Here is a 16,840-nt window from a genome sequence, read left to right on the forward strand (position 1 = left end):
GGAGATTCCCATGGATGTCACGACCTACCCCGAGTTCAGCACCAACTACCCGCTGTTGCTGACCACCTTCATGAAGCGCCCGGTGCGCTACTACCCGGACCAGATCGGCGTGGTCTACCGCAACCACGTCACTGGCGACTACCAGCGCTTCACCTGGCGCCAGTGGTACCAGCGCGTCTGCCAGCTGGCCAACGCCCTGCAGAACCAGTTGCACATCCAGCCGGGCAAGCCCGGCCAGCTCGGCGACCGCGTGGGAACCATGTCCTACAACACCCACCGCCACCTGGAGCTGTACTACGCCGCGCCCTGCCTGGGCGCCACGCTGCACCCGATCAACATCCGGCTGTCCGAGGAGCACATCGCCTACACCATCAACCACGCCCAGGACAGCGTGATCTTTGTCGATGACACGGTGCTGCCGCTGCTGGAAAACATCTACGACCGCATCAAGGACACGGTCAAGCACTTCGTCTACATGTCGGACCAGCCCGGGCTGCCGCAGAGCAAGCTGCCCGGCCTGATCGCCTACGAAACCCTGATCGCGACCGAGCCCAAGGACTTCGACTGGCCCTACCTGCACGAGGACACCACCGCCACCCTGTGCTACACCACCGGCACCACCGGCCAGCCCAAGGGCGCGACCTTCACCCACCGCCAGCTCTACCTGATGACGCTGCACGGCATGGCGCGCCAGAGCATCGTCAACACGCCGGCCTTCGTCGACGCCGACCGCCTGGGCGAGAACGCCGTGCCCATGCTCAACACGCCGCTGTTCCACATCCACGGCTGGGGCGCGCCGTTCAGCACCGTGTTCAGCGCGCAGAAGATCGTGCTGCCCGGCACCTTCACCGTGCGCGGGTTCTGCGAACTGGTGGACCGCGAAAAAGTCACCTCCGTGGGCATCGTCCCGACCATCGCGGCCATGCTGCTGGAGTTCAAGGATTTCGACAAATACGACCTCAGCAGCCTGGTCAATGTGGGCGTGGGCGGCGGCGCCCTGCCCCTGGGCCTGAAGACCAAGCTGGAGAAGATGCTGCCGAATTTCCGCGCCGGCTCGGGCTACGGCATGACCGAGACGGCGCCCGCGGCCATAGGCGCATTCGTCAAGAAGCACATGGTGGACTGGAGCCGCACGGCCATTGACGAAGTCATGGTCAAGACCGGCCTGCCCGTGCTGGGCCTGGAAGTCGAAGTCGTGGATGGCACGGGCCGGCCCGTCCCCTGGGACAACCAGACCGTGGGCGAGATCGCCATCCGCGGCCCCTGGGTCACCCAGGAGTACTACCGCGCGCCCGACAAGACCGCCGAAGTCTGGTACGACGGCTGGTTCCACACCGGCGACATCGCCAAGGTCGACGAAGAAGGCTTCGTGGTCATTGCCGACCGGCTCAAGGACGTGATCCGCAGCGGCTCGGAGATGATTCCCACGCTGCTGCTGGAGAACCTGATCGCCATGGCGGACTGCGTGCTCGAAGCCCTGGTGGTCGGCGTCCCCGACCCGGTGTGGGGCGAAAAGCCCATGGCCGTCGTCAGCCTGCGCCCCGGCATGCCGGCCACCGAGGAAGACATCATGGATTTCCTCGAGGAACACGGCGTGAAGACCGGAAAAATCACCAAGTGGATGCTGCCCAAGCTGATCGCCATCACCAGCGACATCCCCAAGACCAGCGTCGGCAAATACAACAAGAAAGCCGTGCGCGACAACCTCGACCGCTTCCTGGCCATCGCCAAGGACATGTCCGTGCCGCTGCCCGTCTGACACGGCTGCGTTCCCCGTTTTCCGACCCTCCAGGTATCTGCCATGCTGACCATCAACCCAGTGACGAGCTATTCCAACATCGACGGCGTGGGCGTGATCACGCTCAACTCCCCGCCGGTCAATGCGCTGTCGGCCGCCGTGCGCGACGGCATCCACGCCGCCGCCCTGGCGGCCATCGCCGACCCCGCCGCGCATGCCATCGTGCTGCTGTGCGAAGGCCGCACCTTCATCGCCGGCGCCGACATCGCCGCTTTCGGCAAGCCACCGACCGGCGTGAGCCTGCCCGAAGTGCAGCGCGTGCTGGAAGATTCGCCCAAGCCGGTGGTGGCCGCGATCCACGGCACGGCCCTGGGCGGCGGCCTGGAAGTGGCCCTGGTCTGCCACTACCGCATCGCCGTACCCAGCGCCCGGCTGGGCCTGCCCGAAGTGCATCTGGGCCTGCTGCCCGGCGCCGGCGGCACGCAGCGCCTGCCGCGCATCGTGGGCCCGGAAGCGGCCTTGCAGATGATGACCAGCGGTGTGCATATGCCGGCCGCCGAAGCGCTGCACAACGGCCTGCTCGATGCCTTGGCGCCCGAAGGCCAGCTGCGCGCGACAGCGATCGCCTTCGCGCAACAGGTGGTGGCCGAAAAGCGCCCGCTGCGCAAGATCCGCGAACAAAACGACAAGGTGCAGGCCGCGCGCGGCCAGCCCGAACTCTTCACGCGCTTTCGCCAAAGCCATGCCAAGCAATTTCGCGGCTTCGATGCGCCCGAAAAAATCATCCAGTGCGTTGAAGCCGCGGTGAACCTGCCCTTCGACGAGGGCCTGCAACGCGAGCGCCAGCTCTTCACGGGCCTGGTGCAAGGCCAGCAATCGGCCGCCCAGCGCAACCACTTCTTCGCCTCGCGCCAGGCCTGGAATATCCCCGGCCTGGCCCAGGATGCAGCCACCCTGCCCGTGCAGACCGTGGGCATCATCGGCGCCGGCACCATGGGCGCGGGCATCGCCATGAACTTCCTCAACGCCGGCCTGCCCGTGCACCTGGTGGAGACCGGCCAGGAAGCGCTGGACCGCGGCCTGCGCACCATACGCAGCAACTACGAGAACACCGCCAGGAAAGGGCGCATCACGCCCCAGGCCATAGAGCAGCGCATGGCCTTGCTGAGCAGCTCGCTGGACCTGCAGGACCTGGCCCAGGTGGATCTGGTGATCGAAGCCGTGTTCGAGAACATGGCCGTGAAAAAGGAACTGTTCGCGCGCCTGGACGGCATCTGCAAACCCGCGGCCATCCTGGCCTCCAACACCTCGGCGCTGGACCTCAACGAGATCGCATCCGCCACGGCGCGGCCCGAATCGGTGATCGGGCTGCACTTCTTCTCCCCCGCCAATGTGATGAAGCTGCTGGAAGTGGTGCGCGGCGCCAGGACCTCCGACGCCGTGATCGCCACCGCCATGCAGCTGGCCAGGAAGATAGGCAAGGTCGCGGTGCTGGTCGGCGTGTGCCCGGGCTTTGTCGGCAACCGCATCCTGGCGCAGCGCCAGCGCGAAGCCAACCAGCTGATTCTCGAAGGCGCCATGCCCTGGGCCGTGGACCGCGTGCTCTACGACTTCGGCTTCCCCATGGGGCCCTTCGCCATGAGCGATCTCGCCGGCCTGGACCTGGGCTGGAACAAGGAGAAATCCTCGTCATCGACGCTGCGCGAAGTGCTGTGCGAAATGGATCGCCGCGGGCAGAAGACCGGCGCGGGCTTTTACGACTACGACGAAAAACGCACGGCCATTCCGTCGCCGCTGGTGGAGAAAGCCATCCAGGACTTCGCCCGCCAACGCGGCGTCCAGGCGCGCGAAGTCAGCGACGAGGAAATCCTCGAACGCTGCATTTATCCCATGATCAATGAAGGCGCCAAGATCCTCGAAGAGGGTATGGCACTGCGCGCTTCCGACATCGACGTGGTGTGGGTCAACGGCTATGGCTGGCCGGTCTACCACGGCGGCCCGATGTTCTACGGCGAGCGCATAGGCCTGCCCAAGGTGCTGGCCAAGATGCAGGAATTCGAAGCCCGCTGGGGCCCGCAGTTCAAGCCCGCGAAGCTGCTGCAGGAACTGGTCGCCAGCGGCCGCACCTTCAGCGATCTGCAACCCGCCGGCTAAACCCTCATCCCCCTCAGCCCGTGGACCACGGGGTGGCCTGCACGCCACCCCGGAGCACTGCTGCGGCCTGTTTTCACCCAAGGAGCAACCCATGGATCTCGAGTACAAAGAAGAAGACCTGCGTTTTCGCGAGGAAGTCCGGCAATTCTTTCGCGAGCACCTGCCGCCGGAGCTGAGCGAGAAAGTGCGCACCCGGCGCCGCATCCAGCGCGAAGATGCCGTGCGCTGGCACAAGATCCTGGCCAAGAAGGGCTGGATCGCGCCGGGCTGGCCGGTGAAATACGGCGGCACGGGCTGGAGCAGCATGGAGCGCCATATCTGGGCCGAGGAATACGCGCTGGCCTATGCCCCGCCGACCCTGTCCTTCGGCCTGAACCTGCTGGCCCCGGTGCTGCTGGGCTTTGCCAGCGAAGAGCAGAAGCAGCACTACCTGCCGCGCATCTACCACGCCGAGGACTGGTGGTGCCAGGGCTATTCCGAGCCCGGCGCCGGCTCCGATCTGGCGTCGCTCAAGACCCGCGCCGAGCGCGAAGGCGACTTCTACATCGTCAACGGCCAGAAGACCTGGACCACGCTGGGCCAGCACGCCGACTGGATCTTCTGCCTGGTGCGCACCAGCACCGACGGCGCCAAGCAGACCGGCATTTCCTTTCTGCTCATCGACATGAAGACGCCGGGCATTTCCGTGCGCCCCATCATCACGCTGGACGAGACCCACGAAGTCAATGAAGTCTTCTTCGACAACGTGAAAGTGCCCGTGGCCAACCTGATCGGCGAGGAAAACAAGGGCTGGACCTACGCAAAATACCTGCTGGGACACGAGCGCACCGGCATCGCCGCCATCGGCAACTCCAAGCGCGAGCTCAAGGTGCTCAAGCGCCTGGCGCTGCGCAAGCAGGTCGATGGCGCGCCGCTGCTGCACGCCCCCACTTTCGCCGCCCGCGTCGCCGATGTCGAGATCGAACTCATGGCGCTGGAAATGACCGCGCTGAGCCTGGTGGCCGACGGCGCCAGCAACAAGATCGGCCCCGAAGCCTCCCTGCTCAAGGTCAAGGGCACGGAAATCTCGCAGGCCATCAGCGAGCTGCTGCTGGAAGCCGCCGGCCCCGCCGGTCTGGCCTTCGACCCCGAGTACCTGGCCGGCCACAAGACCCACGCCGCCTCCGGCGATGACGAGCTGGCGCCGCTGGCACCGCACTACTTCAACCTGCGCAAGATCACCATCTTCGGCGGCTCGAACGAAGTGCAGCGCAACGTGATTTCCAAAATGATTCTGGGCCTGTAAGGAGACCACCATGGACTTTCGTCTTTCCGAAGAGCAGCAGCAATTCGCGGACTCGCTGCAGCGCTGGATAGCGCGCGACTACAGCTTCGAAGCGCGCCAGAAAATCGTCGCCTCCGCGCCCGGCGTTTCCGACCCGGCCTATGCAGCCCTGACCGAACTCGGCGCGCTCGCGCTGGCCGTGCCCGAGGAGGCCGGCGGCCTGGGCGGCAGCCCCGAAGACCTGATGATCGTGATGAAGGAAATCGGCCGCGGCCTGGTCATCGAGCCCTACTTCGCCACCGTTCTGGCGGCGGACTTTCTGCGCCGTGGCGGCCACACCGCCGTGCTGGAACAGGTGGCCGCGGGCACCCTGCAGCTGGCCTGCGCGCTCAACGAAAAGGAAGCCGGCCACGAGCTGTTCAACATCGCGGTCACGGCCCGCGCCGACGGCGATGCCTATGTGGTCCAGGGCAGCAAATGCGCTGTCATCCACGGCGCCCAGGCCGACGCCCTGGTGGTCTCGGTGCGCACCAGTGGCGCCCCGCGCGACCAGGACGGCATCAGCCTGCTGTACGTGCCCCGCGACACGCCGGGAATGACCATCACCGAGTACCGCACCTACGACGGCCAGCGCGCCGCGAGCGTGACGTTCGACCAGGCGCGCCTGCCCGCCACGGCCTTGATCGGGCAGGCCGGCAAAGGCTGGGAGATCCTCGAAGCGGCCACCGATTTCGGCGTCGTCCTGCTGTGCGCGGAAGCCGTCGGGGCGATGGAGGCCGCCAACGCGCTGACGCTGGACTACCTCAAGACGCGCCAGCAGTTCGGCGTGCCGATCGGCACCTTCCAGGTGCTGCAACACCGCATGGCCGACATGAGCATGCACGCCGAACTGGCCAAATCCATCACCATCCTGGCGACCGTCAAGGCGCACCGCGCGCCGGCCAACGAGCGCCGCAAGCTGGTGTCCGCCGCCAAGGTGCGTGTCGGCAAGGCCATGCAGTTCATCGGCCAGCAGGCGATTCAAATGCATGGCGGCATGGGCATGACCAACGAGATGTCGATTGCCCACTATTTCAAGCGCCTCACGGCCATTGAAACCACGCTGGGCAACACGGACTTTCACCGGACGCGGTTCACGCGACTGCCTGATTTCGCGAGCGCATAAAGCACTCCCTGAGACGCGCCAGTTTTACGGGCTGCGACTGGCGCCAACGCCTCAGCCGATCTCCCCGCAGATGCCGTAGAAAAACGGCTGCAGGTACAGCGCCTCCACATCGATGTTCTCGGCGCCGGGGACCCACTTGTCCAGGGTCGTGGCGCCGGTGATCATGCCCACCACCATCAGCGCCGCCACCGTCTGGTGGGTGGGGCGGATGGTGCCGTCCATCATGCCGGTGGCGAGGAACTCCGTCACCGTCTGCGTGAGCTCGCGCAGCGGCTGCACGCGGTCGTGGAACTGGGTGTAGTTGGAGAGTTCGTTCCAGGCCGAAATGCGCAGCAGCGGGCCTTGCGGCGAGAAGTGAAACGCCACCAGCGCACGCAGCAGCGCGCCCAGTTTCTCCAGGCCCGTGCCCTGCGCCTGCAAGGCCGTGTTCTGCATGCCTTCGACGACCACCAGCGTGTGGCGTATGCATTCGGCGAACAGGTCTTCCTTGCGCGGAATGTGGTGGTAGAACGAGCCCTTGGTCACGCTCAGGCGGGCCGAGATGCGGTCGATCGACGCGCCGCTGTAGCCCACCTCGTTGACCAGGCCGATGGCGGCCGCCAGAAAGCCGTGGTTGGTCGACTCCGGCACCTCGACGCTGGCGAGTTGCTGGTCGAGCGCATTCGGCTCCCAGTGCGCGTCCGGGGCGGCCAGGCCGTTGAGCAGGATGTCGCTGAAGTACTCGGCCATGCGCTCGTAGCTGGCCACGCTGAAGCTGGCCAGCCAGGTGCGCGCCCATTGCACCAGGGTCAGCAGCAGGTGCGTGCGCACGGTCAAGGCCATGCGGTTTTCGGTCTGTATGGGGCCGTCGGCCAGCAGGGCCCGCACGCGCCGGAACATGTCGCTGTAGGCCGTGAAAATCACCTTGGTGTAGGACGCGTCCAGCTCGCCCACATCGCGGAACGTCATCAGGCCCGGGTAGCGGCCTTGGGCGCACTCGGCCAGCATCTGCATGAACTCCCGGTTGAAGCGTATCACCCGCTCCCGGGGCGTGGCTTCCTGCGCTGCCGCCTTGGTGATGGTCTCGATGGTGGTGACGGTGTGCATCAGGCACTCGAACACCAGGTCTTCCTTCTTCTTGAAGTAGTAGGTGATGCTGTTGGTGCTGAGCCCCACCTGGCTCGCGACTTCCGACAGCATCGTGCCTTTGATGCCGTTCTCGTCAAACAGTTTGGCGGCGGCGTTGAGGATGGCCTCCCGCTTTTGGCGGTAGCGTCCGGTGCTGCGTTCACCAGGGTCGGAAGATGGCAGGCTCATGGTGCGGAAGGAAAAAAGAGGTCCGAGGGGCGGGTGGGAAAATGCCGTGGGCTACAGCGCAAAGACATGTGCCGGGAAGGCTCCCCGCCGCGCAGGCCTGTCGGTCTCAAGCTGGATATTTTTCCCATGGCTTCACCCTCATTTGTTACGTCAGTATTTATAATGATTCGAGGAGCAGACGGTCCACTATAGCTAAAACAGCTGCATATCGTCGCCTACGCTTTACATTTTAGTGTTCCTGGTATGTAAAGCACGGGCTGCCGCCAACACTTGTGCGCAGCGCAGACACCGCCCCGCAGGCGACAGCCAGGGCTTGCCAGGCCGCCGGGTACGGGGCAAGCTGCGGGCTGCACAGCCCAACCCTCCCCATCCCTTGATCCACCGCCACGAACGCCCCCTGCTGCTCACCGGTCTGATGACCACGCTGTGCGGCATAGGCCTGAGCCGCTTTGCCTATACCGCGCTGATGCCAGCCCTGGTGCAGGCGCAATGGTTCAGCGCCGACGAAGCCGCCTACCTGGGCGCGGCCAATCTGCTGGGCTATCTGATCGGCGCGCTCGCCGCCCACCGCCTGACCGAGCATTGGGGTGCCTCCCGGGTGCTGCTGTGCAGCTTTGCGGCAGTGGCGCTGAGCTTTGCGCTGTCGGTCCTGCCCCAGCCGTTCGCCTGGTTTTTTGCCTGGCGCTGCGTGGCCGGCGTGGCCGGCGCGGTGCTGATGGTGGTCGGCCCTTCGGTCGCCATGTCGGCCGCACCGCCAGCGCGGCGCGCCGCCCTCGGCCCGCTGATGTTTGCCGGCGTGGGCGTCGGCGCCCTGCTGTCGGCCACGCTGGTGCCCGCACTGGCCCGCCTGGGCCTGCCCTGGGCCTGGGCCGCACTGGCGCTGGCATCGGCGCTCAGCGGCCTCTGGGGCTGGCGCAACTGCCTGCGTCTGCCCCTGGCGGCCGTACAGCTGGCGCAGCAGTACGCCCCCCCTGCATCGGCCCCGCTGGCCCCACGCCCGGACGACGGCCCGCGCGCGCTGTGGCTGTGGCCCGTGCTGTGGCTGATGGGCGCCTATGCCTGCGATGCCGCGGGCTTTGTGCCCAACACCGTGTTCTGGGTCGACTATCTGGCGCGCGAGCAGCATTTGGGCGCCGCCTACGGTGCCACGCAATGGGCGGTGTTCGGCCTGGGCGCCCTGCTCGGGCCGATCGCGGCTGCCTGGTGCGCGTCGCGCTGGGACTGGCACCGCGCCGTGGTCGGCGGCATCAGCCTCAAGGCCTTCGCCGTGCTCATCCCGACAGTCCTGCCCGCCGTACTGCTGTGGTGGCCTTCCGTGGCCTTCCAGGCCCTGGCCTATGGCCTGTCGTCCTTCCTGGTCGGCGCGCTGTCGCCAGGCATGGCCGCGCTCACTTCAGGACGCCTGCTGCAGCTGGTCGGGCCGATGCAGCACAAGCGCATGTGGGGCTATGCCACGGCCGCGTTTGCCTGCACCCAGGCGCTGTCGGGCACGGCCATGGCCTGGCTTTACAGTCACACCGGCGTATACCAGCCGCTGTTTGCCGTGGCCGCGGCCATGATGGCGCTGGGCGTGCTGTGCGCCTGGGCCAGCCGCAGTCCGGTCTACACCCCGAGGTAGGCCTGGCGCACGGCCAGATTGCTTTGCAGTTCCTGCATGCTGGAGCTGTAGCGGATCTGGCCCTTTTCCAGCACGTAGGCGCGGTCGGCCACGGCTTCGCAAAACGGCAGGTTCTGCTCCGACAGCAAGATGCCCATGCCCTGTTCCTTGAGCGTCGCAATGGTCTGTGCCATCTGTTCGACGATCAGCGGCGCCACGCCTTCCGAAGGCTCGTCGAGCAGCACCAGCAGCGGCTGCCCCATGAGCGTGCGCGCCACCGACAACATCTGCTGCTCGCCGCCGCTCATGCGCCCGCCCAGGCGATCGGGCATTTCGCCCAGATTGGGAAACAGCGTGAACAGCCGCTCGGGCGTCCAGTGCGGCGCGGCGCTGCCGTCGGGCCAGCGGCGTGGCGCCTGCCGGCCGACTTCGAGGTTTTCGCGCACCGTCAAGTCGGTGAAGATGCGCCGGTCCTCGGGCACGTAGCCCAGGCCCAGCCGGGCAATGCGATAGGCCGGCCAGCCCGCGATGTCCAGGCCCATGCAGCGCAACTGCCCTTGGCTGCGCGCCAGCAGCCCGGCGATGGCCTTGAGCGTGGTCGATTTGCCCGCGCCGTTGCGGCCCATCAGCGCCACCACTTCGCCAGGCGCCACGCTGAGCGCCACGTCGTGCAGGATATGGGCCGCGCCGTACCAGGCATTCAGGCCCGTGACCTGCAGCAGCGGCTGCGCGGCCGGGGAAGTTGTCGAGAAATTCATGCGGGGTGCTTTCCCAGAATCCGGCCGCTGCCCAGATAGGCCTGCTGCACGCGCGCATTGCGCTGTATGTCTTCGGGCCGGCCTTCGGCCAGCAGCCTGCCGCGCACCAGCACCAGCACCCGGTCGGCCTGGCCGAACACCACGTCCATGCTGTGCTCGGTGAACAGCACGCCCATTTGCCGCTCGCGGGCCAGTTGCTTGGTCAGCGTCATCAACGCCACGCGCTCGGCCGGGGCCATGCCCGCCGTGGGCTCGTCCATCAGCAGCAGCTGGGGCGCATGGGCCAGCGCCATGGCCAGTTCGACGCGCTTGACGTCGCCATAGGCCAGCGCGCTGCAGGGCCGCTCGGCCTGGGCGGCCATGCCCACGCTCTCCAGCAGCGCCAGCGCATCCGCGCGGCGATGGTCCGCCGCCCGGCGCCAGAAGGAAAACACCCGGCCATCGGCCGACAGCAGGGCCATCTGCACGTTCTCCAGCACGCTCAGCGAGGCGAAGGTGGCGGCGATCTGGAAGGTGCGGCCCACGCCCAGGCGCCAGACAGCGCGCGGCGTCAGGCCGGCCATTTCGCGCCCGGCCAGACGCACCGATCCGCTGTCGGGCGCGAGCTGGCCTCCGACCAGGTTGAAGGTGGTCGACTTGCCCGCGCCGTTCGGGCCGATCAGCGCCAGCAGCTCGCCTTTTTCCAGCGAGAAGCTCACGTCGTCCACGGCGCGCACGCCGCCAAAGGCTTTGTGCAGACCCGTCACTTGCAACATCATGTCCTGCCCTCCCGCCGCCGCCAGGCGTCCTGCAGCTGGCGTGCAAAGCCGGCCAGCCCTTGCGGGAACAGCAGCACCAGCAGCAAGATGATGCCGCCCAGCAGGGCCCGCCAGTAATCGGTCTGGCGCGCAACCGTATCGTTGAGCCAGGTGAATACGCCGGCACCGACCAGCGGCCCGGCCAGCGTCTGCACGCCGCCGAGCAGCACCATCACCAGCGCGTCCACCGACTTGGTGATTGACAGGCTGTCGGGCGAAATGCTGCCCTTGGAAAACACGAACAAGGCCCCGGCCAGCCCGGCCCACAGGCCGGCCACGACAAAGCCCGCCCACTGCACGCGCCGCACGTCGATGCCTATGGCATCGGCCCGCAGCGCCGAGTCGCGCGTGGCCCGCAAGGCATAGCCCAGGGGCGCGAACAGCATGCGCCGCAGCAGGTAGACGGCCGCGGCCACCACGGCCAGCGTGAGCCAGTAATAGGCCGCGCCCTGCGCCGCCCAGTCGCTGGGCCAGACGCCCGTGAGGCCGTTGCTGCCGCCCGTGAACGCATCCCACTGGTAGCAGATGGCCCAGGTGATTTGCGCGAACGCCAGCGTCAGCATGGTCAGGTAGACCCCCGACAGCCGCACGCAGAACCAGCCGAACAACAAGGCGCCGCAGGCCGCGGCCAGCGGCGCCAGCAGCAGCGCGGCTTCCATGGGCAGGCCGCTGCTGCGCACCAGCAGGGCCGCCGCATAGGCGCCCAGGCCGAAATAGGCCGCGTGGCCGAAGGAGTGCATGCCGCCCGGCCCCAGCAGGGCGTGCAGGCTGGCCGCGAACAAGGCCATGATGAAAATATCGGTGAGCAGCACCAGTGCATAGCTGCCTTCTCCGGCCAGCAGCGGCAGGGCCGCCAGCAGCGCCAGTCCGGCCAGGGTCGCCGCCTGGCCGCCCCGGCCCGCACGGCGCAGCGGCGCCTCGGCCTCGCCCAGCACGCGCACCGCCGCCTGCGGCCGCCCCATCAGGCCCCAGGGGCGCCAGATCAGCACCACGGCCATGACCACGAACTCGACCACCAGCGTCAGCTTGGAGAGCGAAATCTCCACGCCGCCGATTTCCACCAGCCCCAGCCAGATGCAGATCGCCTTGAGTTCGGCGATCAGCAGCGCCGCGACAAACGCACCCGGGATGGATCCCATGCCGCCGACCACCACCACCACGAAGGCCGCGCCTATGGTCAGCAAATCCATGTCCAGATGGGCCGACTCGCGCGGCAGCTGCAGCGCGCCGCCCAGGCCGGCCAGCAGCGTACCCAGCGCGAACACGGCCGTGAACAGCCAGGCCTGGTTGACGCCCAGGGCGCCGACCATTTCGCGGTCCTGCGTGGCCGCGCGCACCAGCGTGCCCCAGCGGGTGCGGGTCAGCAGCAGCGTCAGCAGGCCCAGCACCAGCGGGCCCACGGCCATCACCAGCAGGTCATAGACCGGGAACTGCCGCCCCAGGATGTCGACCGCGCCTTCGAGCCCCGGCGCCCGCGGGCCGAACAGCTCTTCCGGACCCCACAGCCACAGCGCCGCGTCCTTGATCACCAGCACCAGCGCAAACGTCGCCAGCAGCTGGAACAGCTCCGGCGCCTTGTAGATGCGCCGCAGCAGCAGGATTTCCACCAGCGCGCCCAGGGCCGCGGTGACCACGGGCGCGAGCAGCAGCGCGGGCCAGAAACCAATGCTGTCGCCCCAGTGCCCGACCAGCGAATAGGCGACATAAATGCCCAGCATGTAGAACGAGCCGTGGGCGAAATTGATGGTGCGCGTGACGCCGAAAATCAGCGACAGCCCGACCGACACCAGGAACAGCGACGAAGCGCTGGCCAGGCCATTGAGCAGTTGCACCAGCAGTCCGGACAGGCTCATCGCAAGTCCTCGGCGGCTTGAAAAGTGGGCATGGGATTCATCTCGCAAAGGACCGCCCCCGGCGCAACGCGGCCAGGGGCAGAGCGCACGCCGCTCAGCGCGCGGGGCGCAGCTGGCGCACTTCAGCCGCCGAAGGCTGGTAGTCCTTGCCGTCGGCGTAGTGGAAGTCGACCATCACGCCGTGCTGCAGCTTGGCGTCATACGCGGTCTTGCCCACATAGGCGCCCATGGTCGACTGGTGGTCCTCGGGGCGGTAGGTGATGCGGCCGAAGGGGATGTCCACTTCCAGGCCCTTGAACGCGGCGATCAGCTTTTCCGGGTCGGCGCTGCCGCCGGTCTTGCGCAGGCCCGCGGCCAGCGACTGGATCGCGCCATAGCCGACGATGGTGCCCAGGCGCGGAGGCTCCTGGTACTTGGCCTGGTAGGCCTTGAGGAAAGCCTGGTGCTCTGGCGTGTTGATCGCATACCAGGGGTAGCCGGTCACGATCCAGCCCAGGGGTGCTTCCTTTTTCAGCGGATCGAGGTATTCGGGCTCGCCGGTCAGCAGGCCCACCACTTCACGGCCCTTGAACAGGCCGCGCGTATTGCCTTCGCGCACGAACTTGCCCAGGTCGGCCGCGAACAGCACGTTGAAGATGGCATCGGGCTTGGCGTCGGCCAGCGCCTGGACCACGCTGCCGGCGTCGATCTTGCCCAGGGCCGGCGCCTGCTCGCCGACGAACTCCACATCGGGCTGGGCCTGCTTGAGCAGCTTCTTGAACGTCGCCACGGCCGACTGGCCGTATTCGTAGTTGGGGTAGACGATGGCCCAGCGCTTCTTCTTCAGCTTCGCCGCTTCGGGCACCAGCATCGCGACCTGCATGTAGGTCGAGCCGCGCAGGCGGTAGGTGTAGCGGTTGCCCTGGGCCCAGACCATCTTGTCGGTCAGGGGCTCGGAGGCCAGGAAGAAGCGCTTTTTCTGCTGCGCATAGTCGGTCAGCGCCAGGCCTACGTGCGACAGAAAGCTGCCGGTGAGCACGTCGATCTTCTCGCGGGCATACAACTCATCGGCCGCGCGCACGGCATCGCCGGGGTTGCCGTTATCGTCGCGGATGACCAGTTCCAGCTTCTTGCCGGCAATGCCGCCGCCGGCGTTGATCTGCTCGACGGCCAGCTCCATGCCTTTCTTGTAGGGCTCCAGAAAGGCCGGCATGGCCTTGTAGCTGTTGATCTCGCCAATCTTGATCACGCCTTGCGCCCCTGCCTGGCCGGCCGCCAGGGCCAGAACCGCGGCCATCGTCCACGCTTGCCTTGTCATGCGATTTCCTTTGTTGAGGGAGTGAAATGTACCCCTGAGAACCTATATGCCCGACAATGTGCAGGTTTGCCCGCTTGACAGGCGGCCGCCACGCGAACGCCCTGGGGTGTTTTGCCAGCCAGCCACGTCCCGTCGCCGCTGGGTCCCCGCTTTACGACTTCACCCCCCATTCTCGCCATGAGTGCATTCAACGAAGAACGCGTACTGTCCGTCCACCACTGGACCGACCGCCTTTTCTCTTTCACCACCACCCGCGACATGTCGCTGCGGTTTTCCAACGGCCACTTCACCATGATCGGCCTCAAGGTCGACGGCAAGAACCTGCTGCGCGCCTATTCCATCGCCAGCCCGAATTACGAGGAACACCTCGAATTCCTGTCGATCAAGGTGGAAAACGGCCCGCTGACTTCCAAGCTGCAGCATATCCAGGTCGGTGACACCATCATCGTCGGCAAGAAGCCCACGGGCACGCTGCTGATCGATTACCTGCTGCCCGGCAAGAACCTGTACATGATCGGTACCGGCACGGGCCTCGCGCCCTGGCTGGCCGTGGCCCGCGACCCCGAGACCTACGAGAAGTTCGAAAAGGCCGTGGTGGTGCACGGCGTGCGCCACATCGAGGAACTGGCCTACCAGCAGATGTTCGAAAAAGACCTGTTCGAGCACGAGTTCCTCGGCGACATCGTCCGGGACAAGCTGATCTACTACCCCACGGTCACGCGCGAGCCCTTCCGCAACCAGGGCCGTATCACCGACCTGATCGCCAGCGGCAAGTTCGCCGCCGACGTCGGCCTGCCCGAGCTCAACCCCGAAACCGACCGGGTCATGCTCTGCGGCAGCCCCGCCATGCTGGTGGACTTGAAGCACATGCTCGAAGCACGTGGTTTCAAGGAAGGCAACACCACCACGCCCGGCGACTTCGTGGTCGAGCGCGCCTTCGTCGAGAAGTAAGTCCGCGCGGGCCGGCGCTCAGCCCTGGGGGCCTTGCGTGTATTCGCTGAGGAAATCCAGAAAGGCCCGCACCCGCGCCGGCATGAACTTGCGGCTGGGCAGGACGGCGTACAGCGTGAAGCGCCCGGTGATCCAGGGGGCCAGCACGCGCTGCAGCCGGCCGTCGGCCAGGTGCTCGGCCACCAGGCTCAAAGGCAGGGCGCTGATGCCCGCGCCTTCGAGCGTGGCGCGCAGCAGCGTGCCCGTGTGGTTGACGGTGAACGCCGACACGACGGCCACGTCGACTGGGTCGACCAGCGGCTCCTGCGGCAGGTAGAGGCGGGCCACGCCGCTGCGCCCATCGGACGTGCGGCGCATCAGGCAATGGTGCTGCGCCAGGTCCTGGGGCTGCCGCGGCACGCCATGGGCCTCCAAATAGGCCGCAGAGGCGCACAGTACGCCATCGGTGGTGACCAGGGGCCGGGCCACCACGTTGGCGTCATAACCTTGCCGCGCGCCCATCAGCAGGATGTCGTAATCGCGGGCCATGGCCTCGGCCTCGCGGGCTTCGCGCAGCGCGTCGACAAACACGTCCAATACGATCTTCGGATGGCGCGCGCGAAAGGCCAGCAGCAAAGGCGCCAGCAGGTGCTCGGCGAACACCGGCGAGACCAGGATGCGCACCGCGCCCGACAGATTGCCGGTCTGGGCCTGGGCCATGCCGAAAGCCTCCTCGACCTCGTCCAGGATGCCGCGTACCCGCTGCAAATAGACTTCACCGGCATCGGTCAGCGCCACATGGCGCGTGGTGCGCTGCAGCAGCCGCACGCCCAGGTATTGCTCCAGGTCGGCGACCAGCCGGGTCACGGTCGACACCGACAGCTCCAGGCGCCGCGCCGCGGCGGAAAACCCGCCCTCGTCGGCCACCGCCTGAAACACCCGCATGGTCAGCAAGCGGTCCATTGATTCTCCCTTTCAAGCTGCAGAGCCCGGTCTGCCAGGCCTGGATTATTTCAGTTCTGGCAAAAATTCAGGGCCTGTGGGCATCCGCAACCGCCTTGGCGCTGGCCGCGGCAAACAGCAAGATGGCCGAAGAAAAGTAGATCCACATCAGCAACACGATGATGGAGCCGGCCGCGCCATAGGCCGAGACCACGGCGGCCGTCGACAAGTACCAGGCCAGGCCCTGCTTGCCCAGCGTGAACAGCGTGGCCCCGACGACGGCGCCAAACACCAGGAAGCGCAGCGGCGGCTTGGGTCCGCTGCCAATGCGCATCAGCCCGACGAACAGCGCCACGGCGATGGCAAAGGCCACGCTTTCATTGATGATGCCCACCAGCGGGGCCAGCGAAAAAATCGGCAGCTTGCTGCCGGCCCAGGTCGTGGCCATGTGCACGGCCGTGGACAACACCATGGAGACCAGCAGCAAGAAGCCCAGGGCCAGCACATAGGTCAGGCCGCGCAAGCGCAGCGCGGCCATGCGCCACCAGGCGGGCTTGGCCGCCGGCAGCTCTTTCATGCCCGTGAGCCAGAGCTTTTCCAGCGCCGTCTGCAACTCGACAAACACGCCCGTCGCGCCCGACAGCAGCAGCACGGAGCCGAACAGCGACGCCAGCCGCCCTTCATCGGGCTTTTGCGCGCTGGTCAGCGCCGCCCGCACCACCTGGGCTCCGCGCTCGCCTATCACCCCCTGTATCTGGCCCAGCAGGGTCTGCTCGACATAGGCGCGGTCCACCCACCAGCCCACCAGGCCGACCAGCAGCAGGAGCAGCGGCGCCAGGCTCAATATGCCGTAGAACGACATGGCAGCGCTCATGCGCAGCCCATCGGCTCCCAGCCACAGCTGAAACGCATCGACCAGAGGCTGCAGGGGGCGCAGGACTACACGCGCGCGGCGCAAGAAGGCATCAAGCAAAGGAGGCATGGCCTCATCTTGACCCATGTCGCGCCATCGCGCTGTCAAAAATGCGCGACAGGGGGTGAAAGGCCCG

General features: G+C 66.8%; 13 protein-coding genes. 6 read left to right on the plus strand and 7 right to left on the minus strand.

The genetic code is table 11. The annotated features are described in order from the left end of the window. Positions 1–10: 10 nt before the first annotated feature. From N0K08_RS12025 to N0K08_RS12040, 4 genes are all read left to right on the plus strand, one after another. Complete coding sequence (locus N0K08_RS12025) at positions 11–1,759, plus strand: long-chain-fatty-acid--CoA ligase (RefSeq protein WP_261500592.1); 1,749 nt, start codon at positions 11–13, stop codon at positions 1,757–1,759. A 42-nt stretch (positions 1,760–1,801) separates the two neighbouring features. Beyond that, positions 1,802–3,892 carry a 3-hydroxyacyl-CoA dehydrogenase NAD-binding domain-containing protein gene (locus N0K08_RS12030; RefSeq protein WP_261500593.1) on the plus strand — a complete coding sequence of 697 codons (2,091 nt, stop codon included), beginning with the start codon at positions 1,802–1,804 and terminating at the stop codon, positions 3,890–3,892. A gap of 91 nt (positions 3,893–3,983) precedes the next feature. Continuing rightward, positions 3,984–5,177, plus strand: coding sequence for an acyl-CoA dehydrogenase family protein (locus tag N0K08_RS12035; protein ID WP_261500594.1), 1,194 nt, complete (start codon positions 3,984–3,986; stop codon positions 5,175–5,177). A gap of 10 nt (positions 5,178–5,187) precedes the next feature. Continuing rightward, entirely contained in the window at positions 5,188–6,321 is a 1,134-nt protein-coding gene (locus N0K08_RS12040) for an acyl-CoA dehydrogenase family protein (RefSeq protein WP_261500595.1), read from the plus strand. Between the two features lie 51 nt (positions 6,322–6,372). On the opposite strand, the gene N0K08_RS12045 is transcribed toward N0K08_RS12040, so the two are convergent. Further along, a complete protein-coding gene (locus N0K08_RS12045; protein WP_261500596.1) occupies positions 6,373–7,617 on the minus strand; it encodes a TetR/AcrR family transcriptional regulator in 1,245 nt (414 codons plus the stop codon). Between the two features lie 373 nt (positions 7,618–7,990). Here N0K08_RS12045 and N0K08_RS12050 point away from each other — a divergent pair, with 373 nt between their 5' ends. Beyond that, on the plus strand, positions 7,991–9,235 hold the full coding sequence (locus N0K08_RS12050) for an MFS transporter (RefSeq protein WP_261500597.1): 1,245 nt from the start codon (positions 7,991–7,993) through the stop codon (positions 9,233–9,235). On the opposite strand, the gene N0K08_RS12055 is transcribed toward N0K08_RS12050, so the two are convergent. From N0K08_RS12055 to N0K08_RS12070, 4 genes are all read right to left on the minus strand, one after another. After that, positions 9,220–9,972, minus strand: a complete 753-nt coding sequence (locus tag N0K08_RS12055) for an ABC transporter ATP-binding protein (RefSeq protein ID WP_261500598.1) — start codon at positions 9,970–9,972, stop codon at positions 9,220–9,222. The genes N0K08_RS12050 and N0K08_RS12055 overlap by 16 nt on opposite strands. Next, entirely contained in the window at positions 9,969–10,730 is a 762-nt protein-coding gene (locus N0K08_RS12060) for an ABC transporter ATP-binding protein (RefSeq protein WP_261500599.1), read from the minus strand. Before N0K08_RS12060 ends, N0K08_RS12055 begins: the two co-directional genes overlap by 4 nt. Next, a complete protein-coding gene (locus tag N0K08_RS12065; RefSeq protein WP_261500600.1) occupies positions 10,727–12,622 on the minus strand; it encodes an ABC transporter permease in 1,896 nt (631 codons plus the stop codon). The genes N0K08_RS12060 and N0K08_RS12065 overlap by 4 nt, the downstream gene beginning before the upstream one ends. A 94-nt stretch (positions 12,623–12,716) precedes the next feature. After that, on the minus strand, positions 12,717–13,919 hold the full coding sequence (locus tag N0K08_RS12070) for an ABC transporter substrate-binding protein (RefSeq protein WP_261500601.1): 1,203 nt from the start codon (positions 13,917–13,919) through the stop codon (positions 12,717–12,719). A 177-nt stretch (positions 13,920–14,096) separates the two neighbouring features. Here N0K08_RS12070 and N0K08_RS12075 point away from each other — a divergent pair, with 177 nt between their 5' ends. Next, a complete protein-coding gene (locus N0K08_RS12075; protein WP_261500602.1) occupies positions 14,097–14,870 on the plus strand; it encodes a ferredoxin--NADP reductase in 774 nt (257 codons plus the stop codon). A gap of 18 nt (positions 14,871–14,888) precedes the next feature. On the opposite strand, the gene N0K08_RS12080 is transcribed toward N0K08_RS12075, so the two are convergent. After that, positions 14,889–15,812, minus strand: coding sequence for a LysR family transcriptional regulator (locus tag N0K08_RS12080; protein WP_261500603.1), 924 nt, complete (start codon positions 15,810–15,812; stop codon positions 14,889–14,891). Positions 15,813–15,879: 67 nt separating this feature from the next. Further along, positions 15,880–16,773: a YihY/virulence factor BrkB family protein gene (locus N0K08_RS12085; protein ID WP_261500604.1), complete on the minus strand. Its 894-nt coding sequence runs from the start codon at positions 16,771–16,773 to the stop codon at positions 15,880–15,882. Positions 16,774–16,840: the final 67 nt, after the last annotated feature.

The organism is Acidovorax bellezanensis (assembly GCF_025421555.1).
In the GTDB taxonomy this organism is placed as follows: domain Bacteria; phylum Pseudomonadota; class Gammaproteobacteria; order Burkholderiales; family Burkholderiaceae_C; genus Comamonas; species Comamonas bellezanensis.